This window comes from Chryseolinea lacunae, from assembly GCF_016735595.1.
Classification (GTDB): Bacteria; Bacteroidota; Bacteroidia; order Cytophagales; family Cyclobacteriaceae; genus Chryseolinea; species Chryseolinea lacunae.
Genome location: NZ_JAERRB010000004.1, coordinates 35090 through 49989 on the forward strand (window position 1 = coordinate 35090; position 14900 = coordinate 49989).

Below are 14900 nucleotides of genomic sequence, written 5' to 3' on the forward strand. Positions count from 1 at the left end.
GCATGCGTGTGACGGAAACTGCCGGACGATCTGCTCGGCATACGGCAAATCGTGATTATCTTGGCATGCTTTTCATGGTGATCCCGTAACGTGCAGTGCAGATGAAAATGACCCTTTCAAATTTTTTGTCGATTGGCTCTATCGTAGTTCTCTTCGGCTACATCTTCTATAACGAGATGAAGATCCATCGCGTGGCCGAAAATTCCATTTCCGATAACGGCGTGTATGAAGCGCCGCTCGAAATGAGCGACGAGCGTTTGCCCGCCGTGTCGTTTGATGTGCCCAAAGACATTACGTTTGCCGGCGAGCCCGTGCCGCTGAACATTCCCGATGTGTATGAACGTCTCGACAAAGAATTGCAGATTAATTGCTACCTGCACAGCAACACCATCTTTCTCATTAAACGCGCCAACCGGTGGCTTCCGCAGATGCAAGCCATTCTGGAGAAGCATGGCATTCCACAAGACTTCAAATACCTGCCCCTCATTGAAAGCAATTTGCTGAACGTGGTGTCGCCGCGCGATGCTGTGGGCTACTGGCAGATTTTGAAAACGTCGGGCAAAGAACTGGACCTTGAAATTACAGACGAAGTGGACGAACGCTACGATCCGCTGAAGGCCACCGAAGCGGCATGCAAATATCTGAAGAAGGCCTATCAGAAATTCGGAAGCTGGACCATGGTGGCGGCCTCCTACAACCGCGGCATGGGCGGCATGCAACGGGCCATGGAAGACCAATCGGAGAAGTCGTATTATGATCTTTATTTGAACGATGAAACGTCGCGTTATGTGTTTCGCATTTTGGCCATCAAGGAAATTTCGGAACACCCGCTTCGCTATGGATTTCGCATCGATCCTGCTCACCTCTATTCGCAAGAGCCCCTGAAATATGTGGAGGTGACCGAGAGCATTAAAGACCTGGTTACGTTTGCCAGAGCGCAGGGCACAAACTATAAACTGCTGAAGCGCCACAACCCGTGGTTGCGCGAAGACCGCCTCACGGTGCGTCGCGGGGAGCGCTATAGAATTGCGTTGCCGGTGTAGCAATGTCCATCCAAAAGCATCGCGCACGTCTTTCGTTTCTTGTTCTTCGCACTTCGCCCGTCAAATTCTTACCTTCGGTGCAGACAAACTATTTGACTGCTATGCGTCCTTACATTCTTGCCGAGAACACCTGGAAAACCGTGAAGGAAACAAACTATGAAGTGGCCGTGTTGCCGTGGGGTGCGTGTGAAGCGCACAACTATCATCTTCCCTATGGCACCGACATTATGGAGGCCAACGGCGTGTCGGCAGAAGCGGCGCGCATTGCATGGGAGAAGGGAAACAAGGTGATTGTGTTGCCCGCCATTCCCTTTGGTGTGAACACCGGCCAATTTGATGTGAAACTCGACATGAACATGAACCCCAGCACCCAACTGATGGTGTTGCGCGATGTGGTGGACGTGCTGAACCGCCAGGGGATTTATAAGCTGATTATATTGAACAGCCATGGTGGCAACGACTTCAAAACCATGATTCGCGAGTTGGGACTTCAGTTTCCAGAAATGTTTCTCTGTTCGTGCAACTGGTATCAGGCGGTAGATCAAAAAACATTCTTCGTGAACAAAGACGACCACGCGGGCGAAATGGAAACCAGCGTCATCATGCATCTTCACCCTGAACTGGTGAGCCCGCTATCGGAAGCCGGCGATGGCGCTGCAAAAAAATTCCGGATCTCGGCTATGCGCGAAGGATGGGCGTGGGCCGAACGCAAGTGGCTGCAAGTGACCAACGACACGGGTGTTGGCGATCCGCGGCAGGCAACGGCAGAAAAGGGAGCAAGCTATTTTAAAGCGGCCACAGAGAAAGTGGCTGAATTCTTTATCGAAGTAGCGAAAGCCGATCGCAACGATTTGTATGCGTGATTTTTTGAGAAGACACGAAGGTCCATTGGAGGCCTTTGTGCGTCTGTGAGCGGATGTGTTACAAAACAGTTTCTGCCGATTCTGCTTTTGTGATCCAGAAGTTGCTGTAGCCTTCGCCGATCTGAATGCTGAGCACCTGCACCGCCAACATTTCGAGAATGGCGAGGAAGTTAAAGATGAGCCCGATGCGCGTGGGAAATTGTTCCAGAATTTCGGTGAACGCAATGCGCGGACGACGCGACAATTCGTCGACGATAAATTTCTTTTGGTCCTCTACGGTGTAGGGATATTGGATGACCTGGTGAACGGGTTTGTTCTTGTCGGCTTCGAAGCGCTTCAGCACTCTTTCGAAAATGGTCATGAGCTTGAACACGGTCACGTCTTGCAACTCTGACTCAACGTTGGTGCTTTCGGCCAGCGTTTTCAGTTCTTTCATGAGGTTTCCGCGCTTCTCCTTCATCAACTCGGTTTCTTCCATTTTGTGGAAGTTGTCGATGACGGACTTGTACTTTTTGTATTCCAGCAAGTGCTTCACCAGCTCTTCGCGCGGATCGATTTCGTTGCCTTGTTCGTCGAGCTGAGGGCGGGGCAACAGCATCTTTGATTTGATGCGCATGAGCGTGGCCGCCACGAGGATAAATTCACTGGCCACCTCAATGTTGAGCTGCTCCATTTGACGGATATAGTCCAGGAAATCGTTGGTGATTTTGGCGATGGGAATATCGTAGATATCCAGCTCGTCGCGTTCGATAAAAAACAGCAAAAGGTCGAAAGGACCTTCAAAAAGCGGGAGTTTTACCTCAAAATTTTCCTGCGTTGTCATAAAGCGCTACAAATTTATTTATAATCCGCCAATAAATGCGGACATGGTGGAAATAACTAACTTTGTCGCCTGTTTGGCGTTGAAAAGCTCGGTAGAACACTTAGCTTGGAAACCATGTTAAGGGTTCATTAACCTACTACTATGCTGATTACCCCTGGAAAAATCCTGGCGGGCATTGAAAGCCCGGAGGATATCAAAAAACTGGATCAGGCCCAGTTGGTGCAGCTCTGCGACGAACTACGCCATTTCATCATCGACAACGTGTCGGTTTATGGAGGTCATTTTGGAGCCAGTTTGGGGGTGGTGGAACTCACCGTGGCCCTACACTATGTACTGAACACACCGTCGGATCAGCTGATCTGGGATGTAGGGCACCAGGCCTACGGCCACAAGATTCTGACCGGCCGCCGCGACCAGTTTCATTCCAACCGCATGTACAAAGGACTGTCGGGCTTTCCCAAACGCAAGGAAAGCGAATACGACACGTTTGGCGTAGGCCACTCGTCTACGTCCATCTCGGCGGCCCTCGGCATGGCTGCAGCTTCGAAGTATCTGAACATTGAAGACAAACAACACGTGGCCGTGATTGGCGACGGCGCACTCACCGGCGGCATGGCCTTCGAAGGTCTTAACCACGCCGGCGTGTCGGACACCAACATCCTCATCATCCTCAACGACAACTGCATGGCCATCGACCCCAACGTGGGCGCGTTGAAGGATTATCTCACCGACATCACCACCAGCAAGACCTATAATAAATTCAAAGACGAAGTGTGGAACATGCTGGGCAAACTTTCCATGTTTGGAAAAAGTGCTCAGGAAATTGTTTCGAAAGTAGAGAATGGCATCAAGGCAACATTGCTCAGCCAGAGCAACCTCTTTGAGTCGTTGAACCTGCGCTACTTTGGTCCGGTAGACGGCCACGACGTGAACCACCTGGTGTCGGTGCTGAACGACCTGAAGAACATTAAAGGTCCCAAGATTCTGCACTGCATCACCACGAAAGGAAAAGGCTATGCGCCCGCCGAAAAAGGCAACGCCACCACGTGGCATGCGCCTGGCACATTCGACAAGATCACCGGCGAGATCTACAAGAAAGTTTATAACGTCCCGCAGGCACCAAAATACCAGGACGTGTTTGGTCACACCATTGTGGAACTGGCGAAAGCCAACAATAAAATTATGGGCATCACGCCCGCCATGCCCTCCGGTTCTTCGCTCAACATTATGATGAAGGAGATGCCCGAGCGCGCGTTTGATGTGGGCATTGCCGAACAACACGCCGTGACGTTCTCAGCCGGTTTGGCCACACAGGGACTTATTCCGTTCTGCAACATCTACAGCACGTTTATGCAACGCGCCTACGATCAGGTGATACACGACGTGTGTATTCAAAATCTGCCCGTGAACTTCTTCCTGGACCGCGCCGGATTTTCGGGAGCCGATGGCCCCACACACCACGGTGCCTACGACCTGGCTTTCTTCCGCTGCCTGCCCAACATGGTGGTGGCGGCGCCCATGAACGAAGCCGAATTGCGCAACCTCATGTTCACCGCCCAATTGCCCCGCGAGGCGCAGGCATTTTCTATTCGCTATCCCCGCGGCCAAGGTGTGATGCCGGAATGGAGAACACCGATGGAAGAAATCAAAATTGGCACGGGCCGCAAAATTCGCAGTGGCAACGAGCTGGCCATTCTCACCATTGGCCACATTGGCAACTATGCCGTGGAAGTGTGCGAACGCCTGGCAAAACAAAACATAGACGTGGCACACTACGACATGCGCTTTGTGAAGCCGTTGGACGAAGCAATGCTTCATGAAATTTTTTCGACCTACCGCAAGGTAATCACCATAGAAGATGGCTGTGTTCAGGGAGGATTTGGCAGCGCGGTTCTCGAATTCATGGCCGATAATCTTTATAGCGCCGAAGTGAAACGCCTGGGCATTCCCGATCGCATTGTTGAACATGGAGAACAATATGAATTGCACCACGAATGTGGCTTTGATCCGGAAGGCATCGAAAAGGCCGTGATCGGCATGTTGGAACACGCTTAACCAGACTATGGGCAAACTTTTTTTTAAGGAACGCGGCCAGGGCAAACCCGTTGTGTTGTTGCACGGCTTTCCGATGCACCAGGAAGTTTGGGATGACTTTGCACCGCGGTTGGCCGAGAGTTGCCGGGTGATCACCCCCGATCTGCCCGGGCTTGGCAAGAGTGCCTTGTTGCCAGCGGGTTTTTCCATTGCCGATGTGGCTGTTGAACTCCTGAATTTTTGTGCTGAAAAAGAAATCCACCAGTGCGTGGTGATCGGCCATTCGCTGGGTGGCTATGTGGCGTTGGCCATGGTCGAAAAAAATCCGGTGCGCTTTAGCGGTCTTGGCCTTTTTCATTCCACCGCCTATGCCGATTCGGAAGAGAAAAAGGCGTCGCGCACCAAGGTGATCGACTTTGTGGATCAGCACGGCGCGTTGGCGTTCACGTCTAATTTCATTCCGCCGTTGTTTGTGCAGCCCAGCCACGCTGCCATTGCCAAAGTGCGGCAGATTGCCAGCGAGTCGGGTTCTGAGGCCGTGAAAGGCTATACGCTTGCCATGCGCGACAGACCGGAGCAAATCAAAACGTTGAAAAATTTCAAAAACCCTACGCTCTTCATTGCGGGTGCAAAAGATCAGGGCGTGCCGGCCGACACGGTTCTGGCGCAATCCAAATTCAGTCAACAAGCTGAATATCATGTTCTTCAAGATGTGGCGCACATGGGCATGTTTGAGAAACCCGACGAAACAGCCTCCATTATCAGGGGGTTTTTAGGAAAAATCTAACATTCCAAGGGTTTAAAGAGGCGTTTTAACGACATTAACTACATGATGTTGTTAGGTTTAATAAAAAGAGGATTTTATATTTGCTATTAAGAATACTAATAACCAATCCGCTATCTATGAATGAAATAGTTACACAGCAGTTTGACGCGTGGAATGCAATGGCTAAAAACATTGCATATGTAGCGTGGGCAATTTCAATCTTAATCGTGCTTTATCACGTGATCCGACTGGCTACCATGAGCGATGCAAAAGTGAAGTACGATTACATCAACAAAAGCGAAATCAGAACGCTTTGGATTGCTGCCATTGTCCTGATCATTGGATGCTGCTTTTACGCCAATGCCAACGTTGGTGAATTGTCGCCCTTGTGGATTTTCGTAAGAGGATTCACAACCTTCGCGATGGGTATGATCGTGGCCTTGATCATTCAAAACATGCTCAAGTTCTACTATCCTTTCTTCATTGAGAAGAGATTGAAGGCTCTGCGTTATAAGCCACGGGTTTCTCCCAAAACCGGCAAAGCCATGAAGCTGCTCGGCGAAGAAGAAGAAGATGCCTACCTCGACGAAGGTATGCAAGCGGAAGAAAATGTATTCTCCGTTGACTACGACGTGTGGAAAGATGAAGAAACCGGCTATGTGAAAATCGAGCGCTATTCGGGTCACCTGCACGCGCTGCAGTGCCCTGAGTGCAACTACCAAACCTTTAAGGTGGTTCGCGAAGAAATTCTGAAAGCCCCTTCGGTAGGCGAAGAAGGCCAATTGCTGAAACACTTCCAGTGCGGCTATTGCGGCTACAAAGCCAAGAAGACCGTGACCCTGAGAATCTCCCAGAAATTTGAAGAGTCTTCGGCTGCTACAGCCTAAGGCACTCAAACAAGTCATAAAAAACAAAAGCTATCTCTGAAAAGGGATAGCTTTTTTTATTGGACTACTGTTGAAACGAAGCAGCCGCCAGAATTTTGTGAATGAAAGGCTGCGTTGTTCTTAAAGGGGTAGTGAATTTACTTTTCCAGCCGCTCGATTCGTGTCGCGAAATACCGGGTGTCGCCACGCCATGGGAATTTTGCATAGCGCGTGATGTAGTAGAGGTTGACGCGCTCGCCGCTGAGGGCCACTTCTTCAAGTTCTTTTATGAGCGCTTCGTCACTTTTTTCGACCGAGAAATCGAATGCTTCTGCGATGGGGCTTGTGCCTTTCATGGCACCGAAGGTTTCGAGGTTGATCTTACCTTCGAAGGTTTTGAAGGCCACGCCTTTTTTGCTGATGCGTAAAATTTTTCCGGCCATCACGCCGTCGTCATACACGCCCCAGTAGTAGAAGCTGAAGAGTGAAACGCCGACAATCACAACGGCTATGATGATGATGCGGAGAACTTTTTTGGAGGTGCGCTTAACTTTTTGGCCGAAGGTCTGAGGTTCCATAGTTGTCTTTTTTTGAGGTTACTAAAGTTAGCAAGGCCCTGTTGATAAAAAAAGACTCAACTCTCCTCGTCAAAATAAATTTTGTAGTAGTGTTTGCGCATCACTTCGTCGTAGCCTTTCTCGATGAGCTCGCGATTGCCGTGAATGTAGATGTGAAAATTCTTGTCGAGCTTCAGCACGGTCTTGAACACGCGGGCCTGACGCTTCACGGCCTGGGCCGAAATTTCGAAGTTGTCTACAATCTCGTTGTCGGTCATGAACGTGCGCTCATATTTCCGAAACGACTCAATCACGTCGGCATCGCCCAGCACTTCCACCTCGAACTCGCTCTGGTTGAACTGCTCTTTTGATTTGAAAAAGTTGATGGACTTGTTCAGCAGGTCGATCTTGTCGGCTTTTGAAACGCTGAATTCTTCGTCGAGCTGGTCGCCTACATACTGGCGCGTCAGGTTCATGAAGTTGTGTGTGTGATGAAACGCGTCTGACCACGGTTTCACGTTCAGGAAATCGTGTTTCCAGAATTGCGCGTCTGATTTGTTGGCGTTGTCGACGATGAGAATTTTGTAGCCGCCTTCTTCTTCCTGGTTCAGGATGAGACAGCCCTTGTCGAGTTTCCGGATGTTCACACCTTCGTCGGCATTGATATAGAAGTCGCCCGGAAGGGTTCTTAGTTTAAGATACGATTCCTTGTTCTCTGATTTGAAAATACCCAGCGCATCCACCACCTGGTTGTCGATGACCACGCCCGACAAGCGCGCCACATACAAGTCGCCCGACTTGATGTTGGGGTGTTGGGTGGCTTCATATAAATGCTTGGCGATGTTCACGGAGTTTTCATGAAACGACTCGCCTTCGTGAAACACGTCGCGGGCGAATTGAAACAACGGGTTCAGCGTGAAGTCTTCATTCGAAAACGTGAAGTTGTGATACTCCGGTGTGGTGAAGTTCGACAGGAAGTAGGTGAGCAAAAGGCTTTGGATTTTTTCGTCGTCCACATCGAGTGGCTCTTCCGAAAGTTTCAACAATTCCTGCGCACCGCGGTTGCCCACGATGTGCACCGATACCTGTAGAATGCTGCTTTGACTGCGATCGATCATGCGCTCGGCGAATGAGAGGTGTGGTGATTGGGTGTGGGTCAGTTAATGAATTCAAACTTCGTGTAGGGCACCAACGCTTTGGGTATGCGAATGCCGTCGGGAGTCTGGTTGTTTTCGAGAATAGACGCTACAATGCGCGGCAAGGCCAGGGCGCTGCCGTTGAGCGTGTGCAGCAATTGCGTTTTGCCATCTTTTGTTTTGTAGCGCAGCTTGAGGCGGTTGGCCTGAAAGGTTTCGAAGTTGCTGACAGAGCTCACTTCCAGCCACCGTTGCTGTCCGGCTGCATACACTTCCATGTCGTAGGTGATTGCGGAACTGAAGCCCATGTCGCCCCCGCAGAGCAACAGCTTGCGATAGGGGAGTTCCAGTTTTTCGAGAAGGCCTTGCACGTGTGCACACATTTCGTCGAGGATGGCTTCGGAATCTTCGGCTTTGGCGATCTGCACAATTTCAACTTTGTCGAATTGGTGGAGGCGGTTGAGGCCGCGCACGTGTGCGCCCCAGCTGCCGGCCTCGCGGCGGAAGCACGGTGTGTAGCCCACGTTTTTCACCGGCAATTCTTCTTCGGCCACAATCACATCGCGATACAAATTGGTGATGGGCACTTCGGCTGTGGGAATGAGATAGAGGCCTTCTTCGTTAATGAAATACATCTGTCCTTCCTTGTCGGGAAGCTGGCCGGTGCCATAGCCCGAGGCTTCGTTCACCACAATGGGTGGCTGCACCTCTTTGTAGTTTTGTTTGTCGGCTTCGTCGAGGAAAAAGTTGATGAGCGCGCGTTGCAATTTGGCGCCCTTCCCTTTATAGACCGGGAAACCTGCGCCGGCTATTTTATTGCCCAGGTCGAAGTCGATGATGTCGTATTTTTTGATGAGGTCCCAATGCGGCAGTGCACCTTCGCCAAGCGAGGGAACGGTGCCGTGCTCATAGACGGTGATGTTGTCTTCGGCGCTTTTGCCAGCGGGCACCTTTTCGTTGGGGACGTTCGGAATTTTGTAGAGCAATTCCGTTTGGTTTTTTTCGTAGCCGTCGAGTTCAGCTTCGAGGCTCTTGATCTTGTCTTTGGCGGTGGCCACAGCGGCGCGCAGCGCGGTGGCTTCGTTGGCTTGTCCGGATTTCATGAGTTCGCCGATCTTCTTGGAGTCGGCGTTCGACTTTGCTTTCAGGTCGTCCAGGATGCCTTGCGTGTCGCGGCGCAGCTGGTCGTTGTTAAGAATTTCGCGGATGAGGACGTCGGCGTCTTTCAGGTTTCTTTTGCGGAGACCTTCCAGAATTTTTTCGGTGTGTTCGCGGATGACAACTGCCTGTAGCATGGAGTTTGTTTTTTTAAGGACTCAAAATTAGTTTTTTTGGAAGGCCGGGGACTTTTGTGACGAATAAAATATTTTTCTCAATTTGATAATAGGCAAAATTCGCCTATACTTGCATCGTCATACGGCTTCATCTCAAGCCTTCTGAATAAAAATCCGGACTTTATTTTACTCAACCTTAAGTTCCTTAGTTAGTTGTTTTCATGATCCCAATTTCAGTTTGGCTGACTACAACAATCAATTCAACAAATTTTTTCTAACAACCTTCATTTTTAAATCACCATGTATACTATTGACGACCTGAATGTCAGGCTTCTTTCGGAACTGAAAGATATTGCAGAGGGAATGGGTGTGAAGAACGCAAAGAAGCTTTCCAAACAAGATCTCATCTACAAAATTCTCGATCAGCAAGCCGTGGCCGGAGAAGCCGCCGCACCCGCCAAGAAAGTTTCAGCAGCCCCTGCCGCGTCAGCCCCCGCAGAAGCGGAACCCGAACGCAAAATGCGCCCCCGCCGTCGCGAAAATGTAGCACCCACACCGGCTCCGCCCGCTCCGAAGGCCGCCGCCGAATCATCCGACTTTTCTTCCGACGAAATTCTGGATTCTATAAACATCAACTTCGATAGCAACACACCTCAAACGTTCACCGAAGAAAACCTCGACAACGAACCGGAGATCAACACACAGGAAGACCTGATCCGCGCCGGCCGTGCCGAAGTGCGCGAAGATCGCCCGGTGATTCAATACCGCACCGCCATTCGCGAATTCGACGGCGCCATTGCCAACGAAGGTGTGCTCGAAATTATGCAAGACGGCTACGGCTTCCTCCGTTCGTCTGACTACAACTACCTGGCCAGCCCTGACGACATTTATGTATCGCCCTCGCAGATCAAACTGTTTGGTTTGAAAACCGGCGACACCGTGAAGGGCTCCATCCGTCCTCCGAAAGAAGGCGAGAAATATTTTGCCTTGTTGAAAGTGGAATCGGTGAACGGAAAAACCACCGAAGAAATTCGCGACCGTGTGGCTTTCGAATACCTGACGCCACTGTTCCCCAACGAAAAACTAAGACTCAGCACCACGCCCGACAACATGTCGACCCGCGTGCTCGACTTGTTCTCGCCCATAGGCAAAGGACAACGCGGCATGATTGTGGCGCAGCCCAAAACCGGTAAAACGGTGCTCCTGAAAAATATTGCCAACGCTATCGCGGAAAACCATCCCGAAGTATACCTCATCGTGTTGCTCATTGACGAGCGTCCTGAAGAAGTTACCGACATGGCCCGCAGCGTGAAAGCTGAAGTGGTTGCCTCTACGTTCGACGAACAAGCTGAACGCCACGTGAAGGTGGCCAGCATAGTGCTCGAAAAAGCCAAGCGCATGGTGGAGTGTGGTCACGACGTGGTGATTTTGCTCGACTCGCTCACGCGTCTGGCCCGTGCCTACAACACCGTGGTGCCCTCGTCGGGTAAGATTCTTTCGGGTGGTGTGGATGCCAACGCATTGCACAAACCGAAACGCTTCTTTGGTGCGGCCCGCAAAATTGAAAATGGAGGTTCGCTCACCATTATTGCCACAGCCCTTATTGACACCGGTTCTAAAATGGACGAAGTGATCTTTGAAGAATTCAAAGGAACGGGCAACATGGAACTCCAGCTCGATCGCAAGCTGGCGAACCGCAGAGTATATCCCGCCATCGACGTGCCGGCATCGGGAACACGCCGCGAAGATTTGTTGCTGAGAGAAGAAGAGCTCCAGCGCGTTTGGATCTTGCGCAAGTTCATGGCCGACATGAACTCTGTGGAAGCTATGGAATTCCTCCAGAGCAGAATGAAGGGCACCCGCAACAACGACGAGTTTCTTGTATCCATGAATGGATAAGCAGCATAAAACCTTTAACTAAAAAAAGCCCCGACATGTCGGGGCTTTTTTTGTGACCGGATTTTTGTCTCCGGTGTATTATTTCAACACGAGGTCTATCAGTTCGCGTTGCACGTTCCAGTCTTTGGCCAGCTTCAGCATGGCCGTTGCTTCCATTTCTGTTACGTAGCCCTTCAGGTTGTTGGCCTGCCACACCATGTTGATGAGTTCGATGCGTTTTTCCTTGGTATAGTCGGCAATGATGTCGTTCAGGTAGTGGCGTGCGCGTTCGAAGGAAGTGATGTGGTCTTGCGACACAAATTCGAGGGCCCATTGATATTCGGCGTGCGCATCCAGCTCGTTGGCCGTTCGTTCGAGGTCCTGTTTTTCCTGTTCGTCCAGACCGTGATAGTGGAAGATAACGGACTTCAGGAGCATGTACACTTTCTTTTCTTCGGTCGATTTCACGGCGCGCAAATTATTTCGAATGAATTGGGTATCGAAAATTACAAAAGATATTCAACCCGCCATAGGGTAGTCAGGGCGTTAGCAAAAATAGATCGGACGCAATCTTGTCGGCCAGCAGCTTGCCGCGCCTGGTGAGGCGCAAAATGTTGTTGTCGAGCGATGCATACTGGCTGCGGAGCAAGTCGTTGAGATAGGGGCCGTGTGTTGTGGGCACATCGTAGTGCCATGTGTTGAAGATGTGCGTGAGGTCTGCTCCCCAGGCGGTGCGCAGGGTGGTGAGCAGGTAGTCGTTGATCTGGTCTTCGCGTGTGAGCTCCTCGCGCGTGGCGGGAATCGTTTTCGCCTGCAGGGCTTTCAGGTAAAGAGAATTGTTGCTGATGTTGAATTGCCGGTGTGCGCCATTGTAGGAATGGGCGCTTGGCCCCACACCCAGATAGGCCTCAGATTTCCAATAGCTGCTGTTGTGGCGCGACTGGAAGCCGGGCAATGCAAAGTTGGACACTTCATATTGATCGAACCCAGCACCCTCCAGGCGCCCCACAAGCACCTGCAACTGCTGGCCGGCCAGGTCGTCGTCTACAGGACGAAGTTTTCCGGCGGCAGCCCAGCGCCCAAAGGCCGTCTTCTGCTCAATGGTGAGCGAGTAGGACGAAATGTGCTGGGGGTTCAGGTTCAGCGCCTTCTGAATATTTTCTTCCCACACGGCCTCCGTCTGGTCGGGAATGGCATAGATGAGGTCGATGCTGATGTTTTCAAAGCCTGCGTCGTAGGCATCCACGACACATTGTGAAGCCAGAGTGGCATTGTGGGCGCGGTTCAGAAATTTCAACACGGCATCGTCGAACGACTGGATGCCGATGCTGAGCCGGTTGATGCCCGACCGGCGGAGCGATGCCAGTTTGTCTTTTGTGAGGTCGTCGGGATTTGCTTCGAGGGTGAATTCGGCGCCGGTGTTGACGGGAAAGGTCTTGTAAAGCGTGTCCAGCATGCCGTTCAATTCCGCTTCCGAGAGAAGGGAGGGAGTGCCGCCACCAAAATAGACGGTATTGACGCGCTCGCCCTGAAGGTAGTCGCGCTGCAACACCAACTCTTCCGTTATGGCCGCCACGATAGACGCCCTGTTATCGAGGTTGGTCGAAAAATGAAAGTCGCAGTAGTGACACGCCTGTTTGCAGAACGGGATATGAAGGTAAATACCGGCCATAATGAGCTACAAAACTACTTGCATTTCGGATATAAGACGAGATTCTGATACTTTTGAAAATTATATGAAGCCAACCATCCATTTTTTGCTGATCGTGCTGCTCTGTGGAGTGGGCATTCCGCGCGTGTTGGGCCAGGACTATACCGTGCTGAAAGACCTGCACGCCGAATGGCAGGTGAACCAGGGCGATGCCTTTGAGCCCTTCAACAAAAAATCAGACGTGAGCACGGTCTACTTCTGGATTGAGGCGGCCAAGTTTCCCGGTGTGGTGTTGCACGTGAACAGCACCGAACCTTTTTCGCTGTTTGTGAACGGCCAGCTGGCGGCACAACACAGCACAGGGCTGTATCTGAAAATTGATAGCCTGCGAAAAATTTTCCGCACACCGGTTTTGCAGGTGGGCGTGCACCAGGCAAAGATCAAGGAGGGAGGATTGCAGACAACGCTGGAAACCGTGTCGCCCGCATCGTCGACCGATGTTTCACCATTGAAATTTTCTTCCTTTCGCGACTTTGCGATTGTGGGGATGCTCATTTTGCTGACCATGCTGGTGATCATTATCAAGCTTAACCCCAAACTGACCTCCGATTATTTTTCTATTACGAAAATATTTTCCATGCGTGAAGGCGAAGAAAGTCAGGTCTATTCGCGCATCACCAGCAGCATTAACATTCTGTTTTATGCCTACAGCAGTTTGATGCTGGGCTACTATCTGGTGATCATTTTTCATTTTTTGCCGGCGCACTATTCGGCGGCGCTGGCGTTTCAGGCCGACACCTTCTGGGAGGCTATGCGCCAGTGGCTTGAACTGAGTTTTATCGTGCTGACGTTGTTTTTTATGAAGATCGTGCTGGTTTACGGGCTCTCGTTCGTGTTTGGCATGCGGGAAATTGCGGGCATACATTTCTTCAATTGGGTGCGTTTGCTGCTCGGCGTTTTCGGAATTCTCACCATCATTTTGTTTCTGTATTTTGTGACGCACGGACAACGCGAAGGCTTCTATGTTTTTTTGCTGAGTGTGATGTCGTGGTTGCTGGCCGGATGGACCCTGCTCATCATTTTAAAATTGCAGCGACACATGGGTCACTCAATGTTCCATTTATTTTCGTACATTTGTGCGACGGAATTGATACCCTTTCTGATCACAATTAAGGTTCTTTATAATTAGCCCGAATTCGTTTAGTGATGAGTGAAATTGCTACTGACAGGATGCGCAAAGTGAAGAGTATCCTGGTAACCCAAGAATTCCCAGCAGATGCTAATTCGCCCTATCTGAAACTTGCTGAAAAGTTTAACCTGAAGATCGACTTCAGGCCCTTCATACAGGTGGAGCCTGTGCCGGTGAAAGAATTCCGTAAACAGAAGATTGATATCCTCAATCACACGGCCATCATCTTTACCAGCCGCAACGCTGTGGATCATTTCTTCCACATCTGCCAGGAACTGAAAGTTGAAATGCCGCCCGAGATGAAATACTTCTGCATCTCCGAGCAAACCTCGAACTACCTCCAAAAGTATATCGTGATCCGTAAGCGCAAGATCTTTACGGGCCTGAAAACGGCACAAGATCTTTTGGAGATCCTGAAAAAACACAAGAACGAAAAGTATCTCTTCCCCTGTTCGGACATCCGCAAGAATGACATTCCCGATTTTTTGAAAGACGGCGGATACCACTACACGGAAGCGATCATATACCATACCGTTGCCGCCGATCTGTCGGACCTGAAAGAGGTTTTCTACGACATTCTGGCCTTCTTCAGCCCTTCGGGCATCAACTCGTTGTTCGTGAACTTCCCGGAGTTTAAGCAGAACAACACGCGCATTGCCGTGTTCGGTCCAACCACCGCCAAGGCCGTTCGCGACGCCGGTTTGATCCTCGATATTGAAGCTCCGCTGCCCAACGCTCCGTCTATGACCGGAGCCCTCGAACTCTATATTAAGAAGGCGAACGGCATCAAATAACTACTTCATCCTTTGAATTTTACTAA

14 protein-coding genes are annotated in these 14900 nt (G+C 50.7%); 8 read left to right on the forward strand and 6 right to left on the reverse strand.

Annotation, left to right across the window (positions count from 1 at the left end):
* The first annotated feature begins 101 nt into the window (after positions 1-101).
* Both JI741_RS12945 and JI741_RS12950 read left to right on the forward strand, forming a co-directional pair.
* On the forward strand, positions 102-1043 hold the full coding sequence (locus JI741_RS12945; protein WP_202010039.1) for a lytic transglycosylase domain-containing protein: 942 nt from the start codon (positions 102-104) through the stop codon (positions 1041-1043).
* Between the two features lie 101 nt (positions 1044-1144).
* On the forward strand, positions 1145-1906 hold the full coding sequence (locus tag JI741_RS12950; protein ID WP_202010041.1) for a creatininase family protein: 762 nt from the start codon (positions 1145-1147) through the stop codon (positions 1904-1906).
* A gap of 58 nt (positions 1907-1964) precedes the next feature.
* Here JI741_RS12950 and JI741_RS12955 read toward each other — a convergent pair whose 3' ends face one another.
* Complete coding sequence (locus JI741_RS12955; protein WP_202010043.1) at positions 1965-2729, reverse strand: segregation and condensation protein A; 765 nt, start codon at positions 2727-2729, stop codon at positions 1965-1967.
* 141 nt (positions 2730-2870) lie between these two features.
* Here JI741_RS12955 and dxs point away from each other — a divergent pair, with 141 nt between their 5' ends.
* The 3 genes from dxs to JI741_RS12970 all read left to right on the forward strand — a co-directional run bounded on the left by dxs (position 2871) and on the right by JI741_RS12970 (position 6416).
* Positions 2871-4784 (forward strand): 1-deoxy-D-xylulose-5-phosphate synthase, encoded by a 1914-nt coding sequence (gene dxs / locus JI741_RS12960; RefSeq protein ID WP_202010045.1) that lies wholly within the window; start codon positions 2871-2873, stop codon positions 4782-4784.
* 7 nt (positions 4785-4791) lie between these two features.
* Positions 4792-5550, forward strand: a complete 759-nt coding sequence (locus JI741_RS12965) for an alpha/beta fold hydrolase (protein WP_202010047.1) — start codon at positions 4792-4794, stop codon at positions 5548-5550.
* A 116-nt stretch (positions 5551-5666) separates the two neighbouring features.
* On the forward strand, positions 5667-6416 hold the full coding sequence (locus JI741_RS12970) for a hypothetical protein (protein ID WP_202010049.1): 750 nt from the start codon (positions 5667-5669) through the stop codon (positions 6414-6416).
* Between the two features lie 137 nt (positions 6417-6553).
* On the opposite strand, the gene JI741_RS12975 is transcribed toward JI741_RS12970, so the two are convergent.
* Genes JI741_RS12975 through serS form a run of 3 tightly spaced genes read right to left on the reverse strand, consistent with a single transcriptional unit; the run spans position 6554 to position 9383 of the window.
* A complete protein-coding gene (locus JI741_RS12975; RefSeq protein ID WP_202010051.1) occupies positions 6554-6973 on the reverse strand; it encodes a DUF8785 domain-containing protein in 420 nt (139 codons plus the stop codon).
* 56 nt (positions 6974-7029) lie between these two features.
* Positions 7030-8070, reverse strand: coding sequence for a nucleoid-associated protein (locus JI741_RS12980; RefSeq protein ID WP_202010053.1), 1041 nt, complete (start codon positions 8068-8070; stop codon positions 7030-7032).
* 38 nt (positions 8071-8108) lie between these two features.
* A complete protein-coding gene (serS, locus tag JI741_RS12985) occupies positions 8109-9383 on the reverse strand; it encodes a serine--tRNA ligase (RefSeq protein WP_202010055.1) in 1275 nt (424 codons plus the stop codon).
* Positions 9384-9662: 279 nt separating this feature from the next.
* Between serS and rho the strand changes: the two genes are divergently transcribed.
* The gene (gene rho / locus JI741_RS12990; RefSeq protein ID WP_202010057.1) at positions 9663-11261 is read left to right on the forward strand and encodes a transcription termination factor Rho; all 1599 of its coding nucleotides are present in this window, start codon (positions 9663-9665) and stop codon (positions 11259-11261) included.
* Positions 11262-11339: 78 nt separating this feature from the next.
* Here rho and JI741_RS12995 read toward each other — a convergent pair whose 3' ends face one another.
* Positions 11340-11708 (reverse strand): hypothetical protein, encoded by a 369-nt coding sequence (locus tag JI741_RS12995; protein WP_369411773.1) that lies wholly within the window; start codon positions 11706-11708, stop codon positions 11340-11342.
* A gap of 70 nt (positions 11709-11778) precedes the next feature.
* Positions 11779-12912, reverse strand: coding sequence for a radical SAM family heme chaperone HemW (gene hemW, locus JI741_RS13000; RefSeq protein ID WP_202010064.1), 1134 nt, complete (start codon positions 12910-12912; stop codon positions 11779-11781).
* 64 nt (positions 12913-12976) lie between these two features.
* Between hemW and JI741_RS13005 the strand changes: the two genes are divergently transcribed.
* Both JI741_RS13005 and JI741_RS13010 read left to right on the forward strand, forming a co-directional pair.
* A complete protein-coding gene (locus tag JI741_RS13005; protein ID WP_202010066.1) occupies positions 12977-14080 on the forward strand; it encodes a DUF4271 domain-containing protein in 1104 nt (367 codons plus the stop codon).
* A gap of 17 nt (positions 14081-14097) precedes the next feature.
* A complete protein-coding gene (locus tag JI741_RS13010; RefSeq protein ID WP_202010068.1) occupies positions 14098-14874 on the forward strand; it encodes a uroporphyrinogen-III synthase in 777 nt (258 codons plus the stop codon).
* Positions 14875-14900: the final 26 nt, after the last annotated feature.